The 20,206-nt window shown below is 60.5% G+C and carries 17 protein-coding genes and 1 pseudogene; 13 read left to right on the forward strand and 5 right to left on the reverse strand.

All coding sequences use genetic code 11. The features are described from left to right. Window positions 1–68: 68 nt before the first annotated feature. From dnaE to ispD, 8 genes are all read left to right on the forward strand, one after another. Window positions 69–3,590, forward strand: coding sequence for a DNA polymerase III subunit alpha (gene dnaE, locus CH92_RS06295; protein ID WP_025240932.1), 3,522 nt, complete (start codon window positions 69–71; stop codon window positions 3,588–3,590). 188 nt (window positions 3,591–3,778) lie between these two features. Next, window positions 3,779–4,729, forward strand: a complete 951-nt coding sequence (locus CH92_RS06300; RefSeq protein WP_025240933.1) for an acetyl-CoA carboxylase carboxyltransferase subunit alpha — start codon at window positions 3,779–3,781, stop codon at window positions 4,727–4,729. Window positions 4,730–4,901: 172 nt separating this feature from the next. Then, window positions 4,902–6,224, forward strand: a complete 1,323-nt coding sequence (gene tilS / locus CH92_RS06305; RefSeq protein WP_038622871.1) for a tRNA lysidine(34) synthetase TilS — start codon at window positions 4,902–4,904, stop codon at window positions 6,222–6,224. A 141-nt stretch (window positions 6,225–6,365) separates the two neighbouring features. Continuing rightward, window positions 6,366–7,997, forward strand: coding sequence for a CTP synthase (locus CH92_RS06310; protein WP_025240935.1), 1,632 nt, complete (start codon window positions 6,366–6,368; stop codon window positions 7,995–7,997). Then, entirely contained in the window at window positions 7,994–8,839 is an 846-nt protein-coding gene (gene kdsA / locus CH92_RS06315) for a 3-deoxy-8-phosphooctulonate synthase (RefSeq protein WP_025240936.1), read from the forward strand. The genes CH92_RS06310 and kdsA overlap by 4 nt, the downstream gene beginning before the upstream one ends. A gap of 33 nt (window positions 8,840–8,872) precedes the next feature. Then, window positions 8,873–10,162, forward strand: a complete 1,290-nt coding sequence (eno, locus tag CH92_RS06320; protein WP_025240937.1) for a phosphopyruvate hydratase — start codon at window positions 8,873–8,875, stop codon at window positions 10,160–10,162. A gap of 185 nt (window positions 10,163–10,347) precedes the next feature. Next, window positions 10,348–10,626: a cell division protein FtsB gene (gene ftsB, locus CH92_RS06325; protein ID WP_025240938.1), complete on the forward strand. Its 279-nt coding sequence runs from the start codon at window positions 10,348–10,350 to the stop codon at window positions 10,624–10,626. 8 nt (window positions 10,627–10,634) lie between these two features. Then, entirely contained in the window at window positions 10,635–11,327 is a 693-nt protein-coding gene (ispD, locus tag CH92_RS06330; protein WP_038623327.1) for a 2-C-methyl-D-erythritol 4-phosphate cytidylyltransferase, read from the forward strand. A gap of 66 nt (window positions 11,328–11,393) precedes the next feature. On the opposite strand, the gene CH92_RS06335 is transcribed toward ispD, so the two are convergent. From CH92_RS06335 to CH92_RS06345, 3 genes and pseudogenes are all read right to left on the reverse strand, one after another. Beyond that, complete coding sequence (locus CH92_RS06335; protein WP_025240940.1) at window positions 11,394–12,560, reverse strand: hypothetical protein; 1,167 nt, start codon at window positions 12,558–12,560, stop codon at window positions 11,394–11,396. A gap of 85 nt (window positions 12,561–12,645) precedes the next feature. Continuing rightward, a pseudogene (hpf, locus tag CH92_RS06340) lies at window positions 12,646–12,945 on the reverse strand (ribosome hibernation-promoting factor, HPF/YfiA family); the annotation flags it as partial. Between the two features lie 132 nt (window positions 12,946–13,077). After that, window positions 13,078–13,977, reverse strand: a complete 900-nt coding sequence (locus tag CH92_RS06345; protein WP_025240942.1) for a LysR family transcriptional regulator — start codon at window positions 13,975–13,977, stop codon at window positions 13,078–13,080. A gap of 139 nt (window positions 13,978–14,116) precedes the next feature. On the opposite strand from CH92_RS06345, the gene CH92_RS06350 reads away from it, so the two are divergent. Together CH92_RS06350 and fghA are read left to right on the forward strand one after the other, a co-directional pair. Next, window positions 14,117–15,232, forward strand: a complete 1,116-nt coding sequence (locus CH92_RS06350; RefSeq protein WP_025240943.1) for an S-(hydroxymethyl)glutathione dehydrogenase/class III alcohol dehydrogenase — start codon at window positions 14,117–14,119, stop codon at window positions 15,230–15,232. Between the two features lie 86 nt (window positions 15,233–15,318). Continuing rightward, window positions 15,319–16,164 carry an S-formylglutathione hydrolase gene (fghA, locus tag CH92_RS06355; RefSeq protein ID WP_025240944.1) on the forward strand — a complete coding sequence of 282 codons (846 nt, stop codon included), beginning with the start codon at window positions 15,319–15,321 and terminating at the stop codon, window positions 16,162–16,164. A gap of 199 nt (window positions 16,165–16,363) precedes the next feature. Here fghA and CH92_RS06360 read toward each other — a convergent pair whose 3' ends face one another. Then, window positions 16,364–17,413: an alkene reductase gene (locus CH92_RS06360; RefSeq protein WP_025240945.1), complete on the reverse strand. Its 1,050-nt coding sequence runs from the start codon at window positions 17,411–17,413 to the stop codon at window positions 16,364–16,366. Between the two features lie 39 nt (window positions 17,414–17,452). Continuing rightward, window positions 17,453–17,755: an ArsR/SmtB family transcription factor gene (locus CH92_RS06365; protein ID WP_025240946.1), complete on the reverse strand. Its 303-nt coding sequence runs from the start codon at window positions 17,753–17,755 to the stop codon at window positions 17,453–17,455. Window positions 17,756–17,944: 189 nt separating this feature from the next. Here CH92_RS06365 and ispF point away from each other — a divergent pair, with 189 nt between their 5' ends. From ispF to surE, 3 genes are read left to right on the forward strand one after another with little or no spacing between them, the layout of a single operon-like run. Further along, entirely contained in the window at window positions 17,945–18,418 is a 474-nt protein-coding gene (gene ispF, locus CH92_RS06370) for a 2-C-methyl-D-erythritol 2,4-cyclodiphosphate synthase (protein ID WP_025240947.1), read from the forward strand. After that, complete coding sequence (gene truD, locus CH92_RS06375) at window positions 18,415–19,455, forward strand: tRNA pseudouridine(13) synthase TruD (RefSeq protein WP_025240948.1); 1,041 nt, start codon at window positions 18,415–18,417, stop codon at window positions 19,453–19,455. The genes ispF and truD overlap by 4 nt, the downstream gene beginning before the upstream one ends. After that, entirely contained in the window at window positions 19,455–20,204 is a 750-nt protein-coding gene (gene surE / locus CH92_RS06380; protein ID WP_025240949.1) for a 5'/3'-nucleotidase SurE, read from the forward strand. The genes truD and surE overlap by 1 nt, the downstream gene beginning before the upstream one ends. Window positions 20,205–20,206: the final 2 nt, after the last annotated feature.

Genomic DNA, 20,206 nt, shown 5'->3' on the forward strand with positions numbered 1-20,206 from the left:
CCGCCTTAATCAAGCAGGCTTTCCGGTACAATTCCCGGCTTGTCGTTTCGCCAGTCCAAGGTTCGTTCATGCCCGTCTCTTTCGTCCATCTTCGTCTGCACACTGAATATTCCCTGGTCGATGGACTGGTGCGCGTAAAGCCGCTGGTGAAGTCGGTGGCAGGCGCAGGCATGCCGGCGGTCGCTGTCACGGATCAGAGCAACATGTGCTCCCTGGTCAAGTTCTACAAGGCCGCCCAGGGGGCGGGGATCAAGCCTATCTGTGGCGCCGATATCTGGCTCGCCAGTCGCGAGGAAGATGGCCCGCTCAGCCGATTGACGCTGCTGGCGATGAACAGCAAGGGCTATCGGAATCTCACCGAGCTGGTGTCGCGTGGTTGGACCGAGGGGCAGCGCAACGATCAGATCATCATTGAGCGAGACTGGGTCAAGGCGGCAGCCGACGGACTGATCGCACTGTCCGGCGCCAAGGAAGGGGAGATTGGCCATGCCCTGCTGGACGGCGAGGAGGCGCTAGCCGATGCGCTGCTGGCCGAGTGGCAGGCGGTCTTTCCGCAACGTTTCTATCTCGAAGTGCAGCGCACCAGCCGAGTCAACGACGAAGAGCATCTGCATGCGGCCGTAGCATTGGCGCAGCGTTGCAGCGTCCCGTTGGTGGCCACCAATGACGTGCGCTTTCTCAAACAGGAAGATTTCGAAGCTCACGAAACGCGGGTTTGCATCGGTGAAAGCCGCACCCTCGACGATTCGCGGAGGCCGCGCAACTATTCCGATCAGCAGTACCTGAAAACACCTGAGGAAATGTGGGAGCTGTTCAGCGATCTGCCCGAAGCGCTGGAGAACACGGTCGAGATCGCCCGTCGCTGCAATATCGAGGTGCAGTTGGGAACATACTTCCTGCCCGACTTCCCCGTGCCGGACGGCATGACAATGGACGAGTACTTCCGCAAGGTCTCGTTCGATGGGCTTGATGAGCGTCTTGAGGTGTTGCTGCCCAAGGATACGCCCGACTATGAGGCGAAGAAGCAGGTCTATGTCGATCGCCTGAATTTCGAGCTCGACATCATCATCCAGATGGGCTTCCCGGGTTACTTTCTGATCGTTATGGACTTCATCCAGTGGGCGAAGAATAACGGCGTGCCGGTGGGTCCGGGACGAGGGTCGGGTGCGGGTTCTCTGGTCGCCTATGTGCAGAAGATTACCGACCTCGACCCGCTGGCCTACGATCTGCTATTCGAGCGATTCCTCAATCCTGAGCGCGTCTCCATGCCCGACTTCGACGTCGACTTCTGCATGGATGGCCGCGATCGAGTCATCGATTACGTGGCCGAAAAATACGGCCGCAACGCGGTCAGCCAGATCATCACCTTCGGCACCATGGCGGCCAAAGCCGTGGTTCGCGATGTGGCGCGCGTGCAAGGCAAGTCGTACGGCCTGGCTGATCGACTGTCGAAGATGATCCCCTTCGAAGTCGGCATGACGCTAGAAAAAGCCTATGAAATGGAAGAGCCTCTTAGGGACTTCTTGGCTGTTGACGAAGATGCCCGAGAAATCTGGGACATGGCGCTCAAGCTCGAAGGCATCACGCGCGGCACCGGTAAGCACGCCGGCGGGGTGGTGATCGCGCCGACCAAGCTCACCGATTTCGCGCCCATTGCTTGCGATGACGAGGGCGGCAGCCTGGTCACGCAGTTCGACAAGGACGATGTCGAGCAGGCGGGATTGGTCAAGTTTGACTTCCTTGGCCTACGGACCCTGACGATCATCAAATGGGCCATGGAAACGATCAACCGCGAGCAGGCCAAGAAGGGCCTGGAGCCGCTGAACATCGACTTCATCCCGCTGGACGACAAGCCGACCTTCTCGCTTTTGCAGAAGGCCGAAACCACGGCGGTGTTCCAACTTGAATCGCGCGGCATGAAGGAGCTGATCAAGAAGCTCAAGCCGGATTGCCTGGAAGACCTCATCGCTCTGGTGGCGCTGTTTCGTCCCGGCCCGCTGCAGTCCGGCATGGTTGACGACTTCATCAACCGGAAACATGGTCGCGCAGAGATCTCCTATCCCCATTCGGACTACCAATACGAAGGCCTCAAGCCGGTACTGGCGCCCACCTACGGCATCATCCTGTATCAGGAGCAGGTGATGCAGATCGCTCAGGTCATGGGCGGCTATACGCTCGGTCAGGCGGACATGCTGCGCCGCGCCATGGGTAAGAAAAAGCCCGAGGAGATGGCCAAGCAGCGCGGCGGCTTCATTGAGGGTTGTGCCAATAACGGCATCGATGCTGATCTGGCGGGCAACATCTTCGACCTGGTAGAAAAGTTTGCCGGCTACGGCTTCAACAAATCTCACTCGGCTGCCTACGGTCTGGTCTCGTACCAGACGGCCTGGCTCAAGGCGCATTACCCGTCGCCGTTCATGGCCGCAGTGTTGTCGGCGGATATGCATAACACCGACAAGGTGGTCACGCTGATTGAAGAATGCCGCAGCATGAAGCTGCGCATCGACGCGCCGGATGTGAACAACTCGGAATTCAAATTCACCGTAAGCGACGAGGGGCGGATCATCTACGGGCTGGGCGCCATCAAGGGCGTCGGTGAGGGGCCGGTGGAAGCGATCTGTGAGTGCCGTAACGAAGGGGGGCCGTTCAAGGACTTGTTCGATTTCTGCAGCCGCGTCGATCTCAAACGCATCAACAAGAGAACCCTGGAGGCGCTGATCCGAGGAGGTGCACTGGATCGGCTCGGGCCGTACTTCTCTGATGAGCCAAAGGCCTATCAGGCCAATATCGACCGCAATCGCGCGGTGCTTATGTCGGCAATGGAGGAAGCCATCCAGGCGGCGGAGCAGACTGCGCGCAGCCTCGACAGTGGCCATGCGGACCTGTTTGGCGGATTGTTCGCCGAGCCCGAAGCGGACGTGTACGCCAATCACCGCAAGGCTCGCGAGTTGTCATTGAAAGAGCGCCTGAAGGGAGAAAAAGACACGCTGGGCCTGTATCTCACCGGCCATCCGATCGACGAGTATGAGGGTGAAGTACGTCGTTTCGCCCGTCAGCGGATCATCGACCTACGACCAGCTCGGGGCGAACAGACCATTGCCGGGCTTATCGTCAATTTGCGTGTGATGAAGAACAAGAAAGGCGACAAGATGGGCTTCATTACCCTGGATGACCGGTCCGGACGAATCGAGGCGTCGCTTTTCGCCGAAGCCTTCAACAGTGCGCAGGCTCTGCTACAGACCGACGCGCTCGTGGTAGTGGAAGGCGAGGTCAGCAACGATGACTTCTCCGGCGGCCTGCGCCTGCGCGCCAAGCGAGTGATGAGCCTGGAGGAGGCGCGTACCGGGCTGGCTGAGAGCTTGCGGGTGAAGGTCGCCAGCGATGCGCTCAAGGGTGATCGAGTACGCTGGCTGGCCGATGTTTGCGGGCGTCACCGCGGCGCCTGTCCGATCACGCTGGAGTACACCGGTAGCGACGCGCGGGCGCTTTTGCAGTTTGGCGAAACCTGGCGGATCGATCCGGCCGACAACTTGATTCAGGCATTGCGTGACCAGTTCGGGCGCGACAACGTCTTTCTGCAATACCGATAGCGGGACGTAGCGGATCTGCGCGCCAATTCTGGTGCGCGACCCGAATGATGTCCCTAACCGGCTCGATCCTGGATCGGGTCATGATTGCGAACATTTTGTTCGACCTGAATGCGTCCGTCCCGTAAGGTAGGGCGCAAAAAACGGAACAGCCTCCCGGCCGCCTGGCCGTCGACGCATGACGGATGCCTATGAACCCGAATTTTCTCGATTTCGAACAGCCGATCGCCGACCTGCAAGCCAAGATCGAAGAATTGCGCCTGGTTGGTAACGACAACTCGCTGAATATCGGCGATGAAATTGCCCGCCTGCAAGACAAGAGTGAGTCGCTCACCGAGAGCATCTTCGGCAATCTCACCAGCTGGCAGATTGCCCGCTTGGCTCGCCACCCGCAGCGTCCCTACACACTCGATTACATCAGCCATCTCTTTACCGAATTCGAAGAGCTGCATGGCGATCGCCACTTCTCCGATGACGCTGCTATCGTTGGCGGTACGGCGCGCCTGAACGGTGAGCCGGTCATGATCATCGGTCACCAGAAAGGCCGTGAGGTCCGGGAGAAGGTGCGCCGCAACTTCGGCATGCCGCGTCCGGAAGGCTATCGTAAAGCCTGCCGTCTGATGGAAATGGCCGAGCGCTTCAAGATGCCGATCCTGACCTTTATCGATACCCCGGGTGCCTATCCTGGCATCGATGCTGAAGAGCGCAACCAGAGCGAGGCGATTGCCTGGAACCTGCGGGTCATGGCACGTCTGAAAACACCGATCATTGCCACGGTAATCGGTGAGGGCGGTTCGGGCGGTGCGTTGGCAATCGGTGTCTGCGATCAGCTGAATATGCTGCAGTATTCCACCTACGCGGTAATCTCGCCCGAAGGCTGTGCCTCGATTCTCTGGCGTACCGCGGACAAGGCGCCGGAAGCGGCCGAGGCCATGGGTGTCACTGCCGAGCGTCTGAAAGACCTGGGAATCGTCGACAAAGTGATCTCCGAGCCGTTGGGCGGCGCCCATCGGAATCCGGCTTCGACAGCTGCATCCTTGCGCGAAGAGCTGACCGCTCAGCTCGAAATGCTCAAGGGGCTCGACACCGAAGCGTTGCTTACCCGTCGCTACGAGCGTCTGATGAGCTACGGTATCGCCTGACTTTTACCTCGGGTTGCTAAAAGCGGCGGGCTATCCCGCCGTTTTTTATGCCTGCTGCAAAAGCCAATGACGCAAGCGTCCCTGGGGCTCGCCTGCTGCGCCTGGTCTTTCCGGTTTATGCTGGCCGCTATTCGTATGTCCCTGTGTTCCTGTGTTTGCAGAGCTGCTACCCATGTCTCTCGAGTCCCGCCTGCTTGATGCCCTGCAACCCTGGCGTGCCGCGCCTCGTTGGCACGTGGCGTTTTCTGGCGGGCTCGACTCAAGCGTACTGCTGCATATGTTGGCGCGCTTATCGGCTCGCGAGCGACTGCCACCGATAAGCGCGATCCATATTCACCATGGGCTGCAGTCGGTTGCTGATGGCTGGCCGGCGCATTGTCGATCGTTCTGCAAAGCGCTGGGCTTGGAGCTCCAGGTCGTACCCGTTCGGGTCGAGCCCGGCACAAGCCTAGAGCGCGCAGCCCGAGAGGCGCGCTATGCCGCGCTCGGCGAACAGGTGCGCACTGCCGAGGTGCTGTTCACTGCCCAGCATCGAGACGATCAGGCCGAAACATTGCTTTTTCGTCTGCTGCGCGGCGCGGGCGTGCGGGGGCTTGCCGGCATGCCCGCCGCACGAGTGCTGGGCGGCGGTTGGCTGGTGCGGCCACTGCTGAACGCCAGACGTGCTGAGCTCGAAGCCTATGCGCAAGCGCACGGGCTGGTCTGGATCGATGATCCGAGCAATCAATGCACCGATCACGCGCGCAACTACCTTCGTCATGAGGTCATGCCGCTGCTGCAGCGTCGCTGGCCGGGCGTGTCGGGCAGCATGGCGCGCGCGGCCGGGCATCTCGCCGAGGCGCAGCACTTGCTGAACGAACTGGCCGAGATCGATCTTCACCAAGCTCGGCCGAACGGGCGTCATCCATGGCTGGCAATACCGAATCTCTCCCTGTCTGCACTGACGAAGCTCAGTCCGGCCCGCCAGCGCAATGCGCTACGGCATTGGCTGGTGGGGCGGACGACGCTTCCCGATAGCGATCATTGGGTCGGCTGGGACGCGTTGCGCGACGCCGCAGTGGATGCCGCGCCGGTCTGGCGGTTGGCCGCAGGCGAAATGCATAGGGGAGACGGACGCATCTGGTGGCTTTCCGGGCCCTGGCTGGTGGCGCCGACCGAGCCGGTCCACTGGCTGCGGCCTGATACCGCTCTCCAACTGCCAAGCAATGGCAGCCTGCGCCTGGCAGGCCACCACGACAGCAAGGGCTCGCTACAGGTACGTTACCGCCAGGGCGGTGAGTCGCTGAACGTGCCCGCGCGAGGGCGGCGTGACCTCAAGCGATTGCTCAACGAGGCCGGAGTGCCGGGTTTCGTTCGCCCGCGCCTGCCATTGCTCTACCGCGGTGACGAGCTGGTTGCCGTGGCGAATCTGCCGCAGTTGAATGCCCAGGCGCTGTCACTGATCTGGACGCCGCCGACCGACGTCAGGTTTGAGCTGATGGGGTCTTTCGAGTAGACTACGCTCCCGTCCCAATACAGCTTTCTGCGGCTTTCTTCGAAAACCGTAGCAGTTGCGCTATTGCCGCCCCAGGCGCAGTGGCACCTTCGCTTTTCCCCGGCGGCGCTGACCGCTTAACGCAGACTTCTAGGGTTTTTCATGACGCGCTACATCTTCGTCACGGGTGGTGTTGTTTCTTCATTGGGGAAAGGCATCGCCTCGGCTTCATTGGCGGCCATCCTGGAGGCGCGGGGCCTGAAGGTCACGATGCTCAAGCTGGACCCTTACATCAACGTCGATCCGGGCACCATGAGCCCGTTTCAGCACGGTGAAGTGTTCGTTACCCACGACGGCGCTGAGACCGATCTGGACTTGGGTCACTATGAGCGGTTCATCCGCACGACCATGACCCAGAACAACAATTTCACCACCGGCCGTGTTTACGAAGACGTGCTGCGTCGCGAGCGCCGCGGTGATTACTTGGGCGCGACCATCCAGGTCATCCCGCACATCACTGACGAGATCAAACGCCGGATCATCAAGGGCGCTGGTGATGCTGATGTCGCGCTGGTGGAAGTTGGCGGTACCGTTGGCGATATCGAGTCGCAACCTTTCCTCGAGGCGATCCGCCAGCTTCGTGTCGAAGTCGGTGCCAAGCGCGCCATGCTGATGCACCTGACGCTGGTGCCGTACATCGCCACCGCTGGCGAGACCAAGACCAAGCCGACTCAGCACTCGGTCAAGGAGCTGCGCTCCATTGGCCTGCAGCCTGACGTGCTGGTCTGCCGCTCCGACCATCCTATCGATGTGTCCTCGCGCCGCAAGATCGCGTTGTTCACTAACGTCGAAGAGCGCGCGGTGATCAGCCTGGAAGATGTCGACACCATCTATAAGATCCCAGGTGTTCTGCATGCGCAGGGTCTGGACGATTTCGTCGTCGAGCGCTTCGGCCTGGAATGCGGCGGCGCTGACCTCTCCGAATGGGACCGCGTAGTAGACGCGAAGCTGAATCCTGAAAGAGAAGTCACCATCGCCATGGTCGGCAAATACATGGAACTTCTGGATGCTTACAAATCTCTGATCGAGGCGATGAGCCACGCCGGGATCCAGAGCCGTACCAAAGTGAACCTTCGTTACATCGACTCCGAAGATATCGAAAACCAGGGCACCGGTCTGTTGGAAGGCATGGATGCGATTCTGGTTCCGGGCGGTTTCGGCTTGCGCGGCGTCGAAGGCAAGATTGCCACGGTCAAATACGCGCGCGAGAACAAGATTCCTTATCTCGGCATCTGCCTCGGCATGCAGGTGGCGGTAATCGAGTTCGCCCGTGACGTGCTCGGCTGGACCGACGCCAACTCGACCGAGTTCGACAAGGACAGCGGTCATCCCGTTGTCGGTCTGATCACCGAGTGGGCGGATGCTACCGGCACTGTGGAGACCCGTACCGATGCTTCCGACTTGGGCGGTACCATGCGTCTGGGTGCGCAGGAGTGCGGCCTTGAGGCGGGCTCCAATGTCTTTGCTTGCTATGGCAAGGAGCGCATCGTCGAGCGCCACCGCCATCGCTATGAAGTGAACAACAATCTGTTGCCACAGCTGCAGGCAGCCGGCTTGAAAATCACTGGTCGCTCGGGCGACGGTGCACTGGTCGAAGTAGTCGAAGCACCTGATCATCCATGGTTCGTGGCCTGCCAGTTCCACCCGGAATTCACTTCCACACCACGCGACGGCCATCCGCTGTTCAGTGGTTTCGTCAAGGCAGCGCTGGATCACAAGGCGGGCAAGGCATGAGCCAGAAGACCATCCGCGTCGGCAATATCGAAATTGCCAACGACAAGCCGTTCGTGCTGTTCGGTGGCATGAACGTGCTGGAGTCCCGCGACCTCGCGCTGCAGATTTGCGAAACCTATGTGAAGGTCACTGAGAAGCTCGGTATTCCTTATATTTTCAAGGCCAGTTTCGACAAGGCCAATCGCTCGTCCATCAACTCCTTCCGTGGCCCGGGCCTGGAAGAGGGCCTGCGCATCTTTGAAGAAGTGAAGAAAGCCTTTGGCGTGCCGGTGATCACTGATGTGCACGAGCCCCATCAGGCACAGCCGGTGGCCGAGGTCTGCGACATCATCCAGTTGCCGGCCTTCCTCTCGCGCCAGACCGACTTGGTAGTTGCAATGGCCAAAACAGGTGCGGTGATCAACATCAAGAAAGCCCAGTTTCTCGCGCCGCAGGAAATGAAGCACATTCTTACCAAGTGCGAAGAAGCCGGTAACGATCAGTTGATTCTCTGCGAGCGCGGCTCGTCGTTTGGCTACAACAACCTGGTGGTCGACATGCTCGGTTTCGACATCATGAAGCGGATGCAATATCCGGTGATCTTCGATGTCACACATGCGCTGCAGATGCCGGGAGGCCGCGCCGATTCTGCCGGAGGCCGTCGTGCGCAAGTCACCGATCTGGCCAAGGCCGGCCTTAGCCAGGGGCTTGCCGGTTTGTTCCTCGAGGCGCACCCGGATCCTGAGAATGCCAAGTGTGATGGTCCCTGCGCCCTGCGTCTGGATAAGCTCGAACCGTTCCTCACCCAGCTCAAGCAGCTGGATGACCTGATCAAGAATTTTTCGCCAATCGAAACTGCTTGAAGCCTTGAAGCTATCTACGGAGTGTTAATAAAAATGGCAAAGATCGTCGACATCAAAGGGCGTGAGGTTCTCGACTCCCGCGGTAATCCCACCGTGGAAGCGGACGTTATCCTGGATAACGGCATCATCGGCAGCGCCTGTGCGCCGTCGGGTGCATCCACCGGTTCCCGCGAGGCGCTGGAGCTGCGCGATGGCGACAAGAGCCGTTACATGGGCAAGGGTGTGCTGAAAGCGGTCAGCAACATCAACGGCCCTATCCGTGATCTGCTGCTGGGCAAGGATCCTTTGGATCAGAAGGCACTGGACCGCGCAATGATCGAGCTGGACGGTACCGAGAACAAGGCATCGCTGGGCGCCAATGCGATCCTCGCCGTGTCGCTGGCCGCCGCCAAAGCTGCTGCCCAGGATCAGGACCTGCCGCTGTACGCACACATCGCCAACCTCAATGGCACGCCTGGTCAATACTCCATGCCGGTGCCAATGATGAACATCATCAACGGCGGCGAGCATGCCGACAACAACGTCGACATCCAGGAATTCATGGTGCAGCCGGTCGGCGCCAAGACCTTTGCCGATGCGCTGCGCATGGGCGCAGAGATCTTCCATCACCTGAAAGCCGTACTCAAAGCGCGCGGCCTGAGCACCTCGGTCGGTGACGAGGGCGGTTTCGCCCCGAACCTCGCATCCAACGAAGACGCTTTGGCGGCAATTGCCGAAGCTGTGGCCAACGCCGGCTACACGCTCGGTGATGACGTCACCCTGGCCCTCGACTGCGCCTCCAGCGAGTTCTTCAAGAATGGCAAATATGACCTGGCCGGCGAAGGCAAAGTCTTCGATGCTGCCGGTTTCGCCGACTACCTGGCTGGTTTGTCCGAGCGCTATCCGATCATCTCCATCGAAGACGGCATGGATGAGTCCGACTGGGACGGCTGGAAGGTTCTGACGGACAAGATCGGTAAGAAGGTCCAGCTGGTTGGCGACGATCTATTCGTGACCAACACCAAGATCCTCAAGGAAGGCATCGAGAAGGGCATCGGTAACTCGATCCTGATCAAGTTCAACCAGATCGGCTCGCTGACCGAAACGCTGGAAGCCATCCAGATGGCCAAAGCGGCCGGTTACACCGCGGTGATCTCGCATCGCTCCGGCGAGACCGAAGACAGCACCATTGCCGACCTGGCCGTAGGGACTGCCGCCGGCCAGATCAAGACCGGTTCGCTGTGCCGTTCCGATCGCGTCTCCAAGTACAACCAGCTGCTGCGTATCGAAGAGCAGCTCGGCGGAAAAGCAGCCTACAAAGGTCGTGCCGAGTTTCGCGCCTGAACCCAGGCATGCTAGAAAGGGCGGCGTTAGTCGCCCTTTTTTTGTGGATAGGGGGCAGCGCTGCTAAGGTCGTACGTCAAACGGCGCTTGCGGATCGCTCGCTCAGCAAAGGAAGGCCAAGCATGTCTTTGACCGCTGCCCATACACCGTTACTGGAAATCAATCGAATTCGTTCCATGCCGTCCATGCGCAGTCCCCACTGGTTGTTCGTTGTACTGATCCTGATGCTGGGCGGTCTGCAGTATCGTCTTTGGGTGGGCGAGGGCAGCCTTGCTCAGGTCAGTGGGCTGAACAAGCAGATCGCCGAACAGCAGGGCGAGAATCAGCGCCTTCTCGACCGCAACCGCATTCTCGAAGCCGAGGTAGTAGAGCTCAAGCAGGGCATGGAAACCGTCGAGGAGCGTGCGCGCCACGAACTTGGCATGGTCAAAGAGGGCGAAACTCTCTACCAGCTCACCGAGTGAAAGCGGCCATGCTTCCGTCTTTCTGGGTTGTCATCCCGGCTGCCGGTGTTGGCAGCCGCATGCGGGCCGATCGGCCCAAACAGTACCTGCCGCTGGCCGGCAAGACGATCATCGAACATACCATTGAATGCTTTCTCGATCATCCCCGGTTGCTGGGGGTGGTCGTCAGTCTGGCGACTGCAGATCCATACTGGCCACGGCTGGAATGTGCCAGTGATTCGCGTATTCAACGTGCCGACGGCGGAGCCGAGCGTGCCGAGTCGGTACTTTCGGGGTTGCGTCGTGTAGCGGAATTGGGCGCACGAGACGAACAATGGGTCCTGGTCCATGATGCGGCGCGTCCCAACCTGGCGCGTGAGGATCTCGACAGATTGCTCGCTGAATTGGCGAATGATCCAGTCGGCGGTCTGCTCGCTGTACCGGCGCGCGATACGCTAAAACGGGCAGGCGACGACGGACGCGTCCAGGAAACCATCGATCGCAGCGTTGTCTGGCAGGCATTCACGCCACAGATGTTTCGCCTCGGGGCGCTGCGTGATGCGCTCGCCGGGGCGCTCGAAGCTGGCGCGCCGGTCACCGACGAGGCCTCGGCACTGGAATGGGCGGGGCTTAGTCCGAAGCTGATCGAGGGGCGTGCGGATAATCTCAAGGTCACTCGTCCGGAAGATCTGCACGGGTTGGAACAGCGCTGGCAATCTTGATGGCCAGCGCTGTTCTGTCCGGCGAGAGTCCGTCTCCTCCCGCCGTCTCAGGGGCCGGTTGCTCGGCTAGTAGCGATAGATCGCCGCCGCGCCGCTCTGGGTGGGCATGCGTTCGGTGGGTACCGAGATCACTTCACCGCCTTGCTCCAGGGTCCAGATGGTCAGCTCGTCCAGCAGATCGGGCGTTGTGGCTGAATCATCATCGACCGCGAGTGCCTTGCCCTGTTCCTTGTCCGCGACGCCCGGAATCTGCCGCTCGGCTTCCACCAGCAGCGTCGCAACGCGACCTTCGATCGTGGCTTGGCCGATCTGCTCCAGCTGGTCGGTAGCGAGGCCTTGTCCACGCGACTCTCCGTACTGATTGATGAAGCCTTCGAGGCGCTTGATGTAGCGCGGCTGCATGACCATCCAGCTCTTTTCCCGCAGCTCATCGTGACTGAGCAGCGAGGCATCATTCTCGATGCCTTCGGGTAAAAGATGCTCGTTGTGGCTGTGCTTGCGGAAATGAGACTGGTGTTCGGGCAGCGCGGCGAGGATCAATGGCAGCCGGGATCTGCGGCTATGGTGTTCGAGAATGGCGCGGTCCACCTCGCGAAAGAATCGCTCGCGATCCCGGTCGATCTCATCCTGCCGCCCGGCGCCCCCGCTTTCCATCTGCATCGGATCACCGCGCTCGCTGGCGCGACCGTAGCCTTGAGGGAATCCGGTCTGGCCTTTTTCAGTCAGCTCACGGCCAAGTGCTTCCTCCAGGGTTTTCGGAACGCCGTCGGCAAGCGGCACTTCGTCAATGCCGTCCCGGTTGCCCTCGAACAGCCGAACCGAGTCCCGCGTGATCGCGAGAATCTGATAACGGTCGGCGGACTGGGCGATGCGCAGAAGCGGCTTGAGGTGCATACGGTCGTTGGCGACGGCGAGTTCCGGCACGCTGCGTTGCAGGCGGAATACCTCGAAGTAATCGGCTGCACCGAACACCGCCAGTCCGTCACGGTTGGCATTCCAGAAATCGACGTCGTCGATCAGGTCATGAAATGGCTTGAGTAATGTTTTGCTCTGGTCTGCGCGACCTTGCTGCCTGAGCGAATCCTCGAGCTGGCGGACCAGGTGCTTGAAGCGAATGGGGTCTTGCTGGCGCTCGGGAAAGCTGCGATGGGTGGGCTGGTATAACGACAGACAAGGGGCTTCGCGCTTTGCCAGCAGTTGAGACATGGTTTCACGATCGAGCAATCTGTTCATGCACGGCCTCTCTATAAATCAGATGGTTCGGTCCCTCGTGATGTGAACGGCCTGGTTCGGCAGGTCGCTATCAATGATGGTTGAATTTATCCAGCGCATGCGCCAGTGCATGGCTGAGCTTCTCCGCGGCACCGTCGATGGCAAGTGTTATGGAGTCGGCCTTGTGGGTCGTCGAGATCGGCTCGTGGCCTTTGACGCGGCCCTCCATCTGACAGCGCTTGTCCTGAGGGCCCTTCTTTCCGCTGTTCTCGTCGTTGAGATGAACTTCGACTCGGGTCAGCTGATCATCGAAACGCTCCAGCTCGCTCTCCACTGTTGCTTTTACGTGCTCCTCAAGGTTGCTGGTCACGTTGACGCTGTGATTGCTGTTCACCAGAATCTGCATGATGTCCTCCTGATTGAATCGCCGGGTAGCTCCAGGCAAAGCGCAAAGGGCACCGGCTACAGAATATCGACGTGGCCAGAATACCCGGGTTCCGCCTTAGCTTGGCAGTCGGACGCGCGGCGCAGTCGCAACTCAATCGCGTTGGTTGCTGTATTCGGGACGCATGGCAAGCCCCTCCTTGAGCGCCTGGATCAGCAATCGCACCTTCGGCAGCGGATAGCGGCGCTGCGGATAAACGGCCCAGACCGCCGTGTTCGGCGGCTGGTTGGCTTCCAATAGCGAAACGAGTTCGCCACGGCGTAGCGGTTCCTGTACGTAATAGTCTGGCAGCTGGCAAAGACCGAAGCCGCGCAGTGCGGCGTCGAGCACCGCCTGGCCGCTGTTGCAGCGCCAGTTGCCGGTGGGTTTGAAGGGCTGTTCGCGACCGTCCACTCGAAGCATCCAGGTGTCGCCCGTGCCGACCAGACAGTTATGTCGAGCCAACTCCGACAACGTGTGCGGTCGTCCGTAGTGCTCGAGGTAGGCTGGTGCGGCACAGAGATACATGGCGCGAGGCGCAAGACGCGTCGCTACCAGGCGAGACTCGCTGAGCCGGCCGAGGCGTATTGCCAGATCGTAGCCCTCCTGGACCAGATCAAGGGTGCGGTTCGAGAGCTCGATCTCGACTCGCAGCTGTGGATGCTGCGCCATGAACTCGTTGACCAGCGGCACGATGAAGCGCTCGCCATAGGCCACCGCGGCGGTCATGCGCAGCAGGCCCGTCGGTGCGGCGTGCAGATCGCTGATGGCACGAAAGGCTTCGTCGCGCTCCTCGATCAATCGCTGGCAGCGCGCCAGAAAGGTGTGGCCCGCTTCAGTCAGTGAGACCCGCCGAGTGGTGCGGTAGAGCAGCCGAGCCTGCAGACGTTCTTCGAGGCGCGCCACCTGACGGCTGACGTGTGACGATGAAACCCGCAGCTGTTCTGCAGCACGCATGAAGCTTCCGCATTCCGCTACAGCGACGAACTCATCGACACCTTCCCAGCGATCCAATGGCGGCTCCTTACTACGAACAGTGTCAGGGAGTCGTGATTATCCCTGCGTGGCAATAATGTTTCCATAAACGGCTGATTAACCTCACCACCCGAGCAAACTACACTGCGCTGATGTTCACCCTCCAAGAGTAGAGTCCATGACTATCAAGTCCCGTGCTGCAGTTGCCTTCGCTCCCAATCAGCCCTTGCAGATCGTTGAGGTGGATGTCGAGCCGCCAAAGGCGGGTGAGGTGCTGGTGCGTATCGTTGCGACCGGCGTCTGCCATACCGATGCTTACACGCTGTCCGGGGAGGATTCCGAGGGGGTTTTTCCTTGCATTCTTGGGCACGAGGGGGGCGGAATCGTCGAAGCGGTCGGCGAAGGCGTCACCTCCGTGGCGGTCGGCGACCACGTCATCCCGCTGTATACGGCCGAGTGCCGCCAGTGCAAGTTCTGCATGTCCGGCAAGACCAACCTCTGCAGCTCTGTGCGCGCCACTCAGGGCAAGGGTCTGATGCCGGACGGCACTACGCGGTTCTCCTATAAGGGCGAGCCGATCTACCACTACATGGGCACCTCGACCTTTTCCGAATACACCGTGCTGCCTGAAGTCTCCGTGGCGAAGATCCCCAACGAGGCACCGCTGGAAAAGGTCTGTTTGCTGGGTTGCGGCGTCACAACCGGTATCGGCGCGGTACTCAACACCGCCAAGGTAGAAGAGGGAGCCACCGTGGCGGTCTTCGGACTCGGTGGCATCGGTCTGGCTGCGATCATCGGTGCGAAGATGGCTGGGGCCAGCCGGATCATCGCGATCGACATCAATCCTTCCAAGTTCGCCATCGCCGAAGAACTGGGCGCTACCGACTTCGTCAACCCGAAGGACCATGAGAAGCCGATCCAGGAGGTCATCGTCGAAATGACAGACGGTGGCGTGGACTATTCCTTTGAGTGCGTAGGCAACGTCCAGCTGATGCGCGCCGCCCTCGAATGTGCCCACAAGGGGTGGGGTGAGTCGGTAATCATCGGCGTCGCCGGTGCCGGGCAGGAGATCAGTACGCGCCCCTTCCAGCTGGTCACGGGTCGCGTCTGGCGCGGTAGTGCCTTCGGCGGGGTGAAGGGGCGGACCGAGCTGCCGAACTACGTGGCCAAAGCCCAGAGCGGAGAGATTCCACTGGATACTTTCATCACCCACAACATGGGGCTGGAAGAGATCAATCAGGCATTCGATCTGATGCACGAAGGCAAGAGCATTCGGACCGTTATTCATTTCTAGACGACAGCTGGAAGTTAGAAGCTGGAGGTGAATGGCGGACGTGATCTGCGCTTGGCTTCCAGTTTTCAGTTTCGGAGGATCATTTAATGACGCTTGAAATTATTTCCAGCCAGAAAAGCTTTGGCGGCTGGCACAAGCGCTATCGGCATCGTTCCACCAACCTGAGCTGCGACATGACCTTCGCCGTCTATCTGCCACCCCAGGCGGAGCAGGGCGGAAAGCTACCGGTGCTGTACTGGCTATCCGGCTTGACGTGCACCGACGAGAATTTCATGCAGAAGGCGGGCGGACACCGGCTGGCGGCTGAACTCGGCCTGGTCATCGTCGCGCCGGACACCAGCCCGCGCGGCGCTGGCGTGCCCGATGATCCGGAGGCGGCTTACGATTTCGGGCTCGGGGCGGGTTTCTACCTCAACGCGTCGCAGGAGCCCTGGGCTCAGCATTACCGCATGCATGATTATGTCGTCGATGAGCTGCCATCGCTGGTCGAGGCCAATTTTCCGGTGTCCGACAAGCGCGGCATTAGCGGCCATTCGATGGGAGGGCACGGCGCCTTGGTCTGTGCATTGAAGAACCCGGGTCGCTACCTATCGCTGTCTGCCTTCGCGCCCATTAGCAACCCCGCCGATTGCCCATGGGGCGAAAAAGCTTTTTCCGGGTATCTGGGTGAAGATCGTTCTCGCTGGCGCGAATGGGATGCCTGCACGCTGATCGCCAAGGCCGAAGAGAAGTTGCCGATTCTGGTGGACCAGGGTGATCGCGACGATTTCATGGCCAGCCAGCTCAAGCCCGAGGCCCTCGAGGCCGCTGCCAGAGCGGCGGAGCATCCGCTGACACTGCGCATCCAGCCCGGCTATGACCATAGCTACTACTTCATCGCCAGTTTCATCGATGACCATCTGCGCCATCATGCGCAGGCGTTGAAAGCCTAGGGCGGATGGCGGCAAGTCTTCCCGCGCGCCGGGCTCGGCTGACGCATGGCTGAATAGGCCATATCGGTCATACGCCCGGGCGCTTGGAAAACGCTTCGCGGTTTCACTCCCACGAATGGCCCTCGGTGATGTGCGGTTGTTCGAGCACAAGAAAAAAGGCCCGACCGGGCAACCGGTCGGGCCTTTCCATCGCAAGGAGCTAGAGCGACGGATAATCGGTATAGCCTTCGGCGCCCTTGGCGTAGAACAGTTCGGGGCGTGGCTCGTTGAGTGGCGCGTCCTGACGTAGGCGCTGGGCTAGGTCAGGGTTGGCGATGTAGGGAATGCCGAAGGCCACGGCATCTGCCTTGCCTTCTGCCAGCCAGGCGTTTGCCTGGTCCTTGGTGAAACGTTCGTTGGCGATGTAGACGCCTCCGAAGATCTGCTTGAGCTGCGGACCTAGGCTATCTTCGCCGGCTTTTTCGCGGCTGCAGATGAACGCGATGCCGCGCTTGCCCAGCTCGCGGGCCACGTAGCCGAAGGTTTCGGCGCGATTGGAATCACCCATGTCGTGGGAATCGGCTCGCGGCGCCAGATGCATGCCGACACGACCGGCTCCCCATACGCTGACCACGGCATCGGTTACTTCGAGTATCAGACGCGCGCGGTTTTCCAATGAGCCGCCGTACTGATCGGTGCGCTGATTGGTGCTGTCCTGCAGAAACTGATCGAGCAGATAACCGTTGGCGCCGTGGATTTCGACCCCATCGAAACCGGCCTCGCGTGCGTTTTCGGCGCCCTTGCGGTAAGCCTCGACGATGCCTGCTATTTCCGCCGTTTCCAACGCACGCGGCGTTTCGTAGTCCTTCATCGGGCGAACCAGGCTGACATGCCCGGCGGGCTTGATCGCGCTGGGTGCGACCGGTAACTCACCGTCGAGGTAGATTGGATCGGAAATCCGGCCAACGTGCCAGAGCTGCAGGATGATCTTGCCGCCCTTGGCGTGTACCGCGTCGGTGACCTGCTTCCAACCTTGAACCTGTTCGGACGACCAGATGCCGGGCGTGTCCGGATAGCCGACGCCCATCGGCGTGACCGATGTGGCTTCGCTGATGATCAGGCCGGCGTTGGCGCGCTGAGCATAGTACTCGGCAATCAGCTCACCCGGCACACGGCCCGGCTCGGCGCGGCAGCGGGTCAGCGGAGCCATGATGACGCGGTTGTTCAGTTCCAGATCGCCGATCTTGATGGGGTCGAAAAGTGTAGGCATAGCGGTGCCGCTCCTGGGGGTAGGGGTCGATGAGAACGCTCAGAGTTCCTGGCCGATACGGGCCAGAAAATCCTGGATGGCTGGCTCGTTGCGCTTGAAGAAGTGCCACTGGCCGATCTTGCGATTGGTGATCAGCCCGGCACGCTGCAGCGTCGCCAGGTGAACGGATACGGTTGATTGCGACAGCCCTGCACGCTGGTCGATCTGCCCGGCACAGACACCGTTTTCCAGCGAGTGATGCTGCTCGGAAAAATAGCGTTGGGGTTCCTTCAGCCACTGCAGGATTTCCCGCCGCAGTGGGTGAGCAAGCGCTTTGATGATGTCGTCGAGTTCGTCGGGCATTGGTTCGCCTGGTTCGGTGTATCGCGATGGGACGAACTATATATCGTGATTTTCCGATATGGGATCGAACCGGTTGATGGTACTCATCACGCCCATCGATTCTCGGCCTAGGACACCGTTGTGTATCCGGCTTCACCCGGCGGTCGCGTCCTGTAGAATCGCGGGCTGTCTTTTCAGGGTATTCAGACTATGCGTATCGGCCATGGCTATGACGTGCACCGTTTTTGCGAGGGGGATTTCGTCACGCTGGGTGGCGTGCAGATCCCTCATGGATTCGGCTTGCTCGCCCACTCGGATGGCGATGTGTTGCTCCACGCCTTGAGCGATGCGCTACTCGGCGCCGCAGCGCTGGGCGACATCGGTAAACACTTCCCGGATACCGACCCGGCATTCAAGGGCGCCGACAGCCGGGCACTGCTCCGCCACGTGCTCAAGCAGGTGCAGGCCAAGGGCTGGAAGGTTGGTAACGTGGACGCCACGATTGTTGCGCAGGCTCCGAAGATGGCGCCGCATATCGAGACGATGCGCAACCTGATCGCCGAGGACCTGCAAGTGGAACTGGACCAGGTCAACGTCAAGGCCACCACGACCGAGAAGCTTGGCTTCACTGGACGTGAAGAAGGCATCGCCGTGCATGCAGTCGCATTGCTGGTCAAGGCATGAACGAGGACCAACTGCTCGGCCCGAGGGCTCACGGCGGGCCCTGTGGTACTGCGGTGCTCAAGGCCGTCGCCGAGGACTTTCAAGTAGATGAGGTGTTGGACATTCCCTTGTCCGGCACGGGCGAGCACCTCTGGCTCTGGGTGGAAAAACGTAATCTGAACACTGAAGAAGCGGCGCGCCGAATTGCCCGAGCGGCCGGTGTACCGGCGCGGAGCATCAGCTATGCCGGCCTGAAGGATCGTCAGGCCTTGACCCGTCAGTGGTTCAGCCTGCATCTGCCGGGCAAGGCCGACCCGCAGTTGGGCAAGGCTGAAGACGAAACGCTGAAAATTCTTCAGACGGGCCGTCATCAACGCAAGCTGCAACGCGGCGCGCATTCGGCCAATGGTTTCATCCTGCGGTTGACCGAGTTACGGGCGGACCGGGCAGTACTGGACGCTCGCCTCGAGCGAATCAGGGCTCACGGCGTCCCTAATTATTTCGGCCTGCAGCGGTTCGGTTTCGAGGGCGGTAATGTTCAGGGCGCACGTGAATACGCCGACCGCCAGGAACTGCCGGTGCAACGCAATCTTCGCTCGCGTCTGCTGTCGGCCGGGCGCAGCTACCTGTTCAATCGGGTGCTGGCCGAGCGGGTTGTTGCGGGCAACTGGAATCAGGCATTGGTGGGAGATCTGCTGGCGTTTACTGATAGCCGTAGCTTTTTCCCGGCAGGCGAAGCCGAGTGCGCCGATCCACGTCTTGCGCTGCTCGACCTGCATCCCACGGGGCCGCTCTGGGGCGCTGGGGAGTCGCCAGCAACAGGAGATGTACAAGTATCAGAGGCACAGGCCGCGATAGCGGAACCGTCAATCGCCAAGTGGCTCGCAGAAGCCGGAATGAAGCATGAGCGGCGCATTCTTCGCCTCCCCATCGGCGGCTTGTCGTGGCATTATCCCGAGCCTGACATTCTGCAACTTGAATTCGTCCTGCCGACCGGATGCTTCGCCACTGCGGTGGTGCGTGAACTGGTCAGCCTGGCAGGGCAGACGGACATTTGATGCGTATTCTGATCGCCAACGACGACGGGGTGTATGCACCTGGGCTCGCCGCGCTTTATGACGCGCTGGCGGATTACGCCGAGTGCAAGGTAGTTGCCCCAATCCAGGACATGAGCGGCGCTAGCAGTGCATTGACGCTGGATCGCCCGCTTCATCCGATAACCATGCCGAACGGTTTCATCGGCGTGAACGGCACGCCTACCGATTGTGTGCATCTGGGCATTAACGGACTGCTCGACGAAGCACCCGATATGGTGGTTTCCGGCATCAATATGGGCGCCAATCTGGGCGACGACGTGCTGTATTCCGGCACCGTGGCAGCGGCCATCGAGGGCCGCTTCACCGGCCAGCCTGCTTTCGCGTTTTCGTTGGTGTCCCGGCTGACCGATAACCTGCCGACCGCTGCCTATGTTGCGCGCAAGCTTGTCGAGCACCAACAGACGCTCGATCTGCCGCCGCGTACCGTGCTCAGCGTCAACGTGCCTAACCTGCCGCTCGATCACATCCGTGGCATCCAGCTGACCCGGCTTGGCCATCGCCGTCGCGCCAAGCCTCCGGTCAAGCAAGCGAACCCGCGTGGTAAGGACGGCTACTGGATTTCGGTCGCCGGTGACGTTGAAGACGGCGGGCCGGGCACCGACTTCCATGCGGTAATGCAGGGCTACGTGTCGATCACCCCGCTGCAGCTCGACCGGACCTTCCATGAGGCATTCGAGGGACTCGATAACTGGCTGGAGGGCGTGCTGTGAAC

The organism is Stutzerimonas stutzeri (genome assembly GCF_000590475.1).
Classification (GTDB): Bacteria; Pseudomonadota; Gammaproteobacteria; order Pseudomonadales; family Pseudomonadaceae; genus Stutzerimonas; species Stutzerimonas stutzeri_D.

Excerpts from the sequence above, each read along its gene's own strand:
- ftsB (WP_025240938.1), top strand. The coding sequence starts at position 10,348 with ATGCGCAGTCCCCACTGGTTGTTCGTTGTACTGATCCTGATGCTGGGC.
- kdsA (WP_025240936.1), top strand. The coding sequence starts at position 7,994 with ATGAGCCAGAAGACCATCCGCGTCGGCAATATCGAAATTGCCAACGAC.
- CH92_RS06365 (WP_025240946.1), bottom strand. The coding sequence starts at position 17,755 with ATGCCCGACGAACTCGACGACATCATCAAAGCGCTTGCTCACCCACTG.
- CH92_RS06360 (WP_025240945.1), bottom strand. The coding sequence starts at position 17,413 with ATGCCTACACTTTTCGACCCCATCAAGATCGGCGATCTGGAACTGAAC.
- ispF (WP_025240947.1), top strand. The coding sequence starts at position 17,945 with ATGCGTATCGGCCATGGCTATGACGTGCACCGTTTTTGCGAGGGGGAT.
- CH92_RS06310 (WP_025240935.1), top strand. The coding sequence starts at position 6,366 with ATGACGCGCTACATCTTCGTCACGGGTGGTGTTGTTTCTTCATTGGGG.
- surE (WP_025240949.1), top strand. The coding sequence starts at position 19,455 with ATGCGTATTCTGATCGCCAACGACGACGGGGTGTATGCACCTGGGCTC.
- dnaE (WP_025240932.1), top strand. The coding sequence starts at position 69 with ATGCCCGTCTCTTTCGTCCATCTTCGTCTGCACACTGAATATTCCCTG.
- tilS (WP_038622871.1), top strand. The coding sequence starts at position 4,902 with ATGTCTCTCGAGTCCCGCCTGCTTGATGCCCTGCAACCCTGGCGTGCC.
- CH92_RS06350 (WP_025240943.1), top strand. The coding sequence starts at position 14,117 with ATGACTATCAAGTCCCGTGCTGCAGTTGCCTTCGCTCCCAATCAGCCC.
- fghA (WP_025240944.1), top strand. The coding sequence starts at position 15,319 with ATGACGCTTGAAATTATTTCCAGCCAGAAAAGCTTTGGCGGCTGGCAC.
- CH92_RS06300 (WP_025240933.1), top strand. The coding sequence starts at position 3,779 with ATGAACCCGAATTTTCTCGATTTCGAACAGCCGATCGCCGACCTGCAA.
- eno (WP_025240937.1), top strand. The coding sequence starts at position 8,873 with ATGGCAAAGATCGTCGACATCAAAGGGCGTGAGGTTCTCGACTCCCGC.
- ispD (WP_038623327.1), top strand. The coding sequence starts at position 10,635 with ATGCTTCCGTCTTTCTGGGTTGTCATCCCGGCTGCCGGTGTTGGCAGC.
- CH92_RS06335 (WP_025240940.1), bottom strand. The coding sequence starts at position 12,560 with ATGAACAGATTGCTCGATCGTGAAACCATGTCTCAACTGCTGGCAAAG.
- truD (WP_025240948.1), top strand. The coding sequence starts at position 18,415 with ATGAACGAGGACCAACTGCTCGGCCCGAGGGCTCACGGCGGGCCCTGT.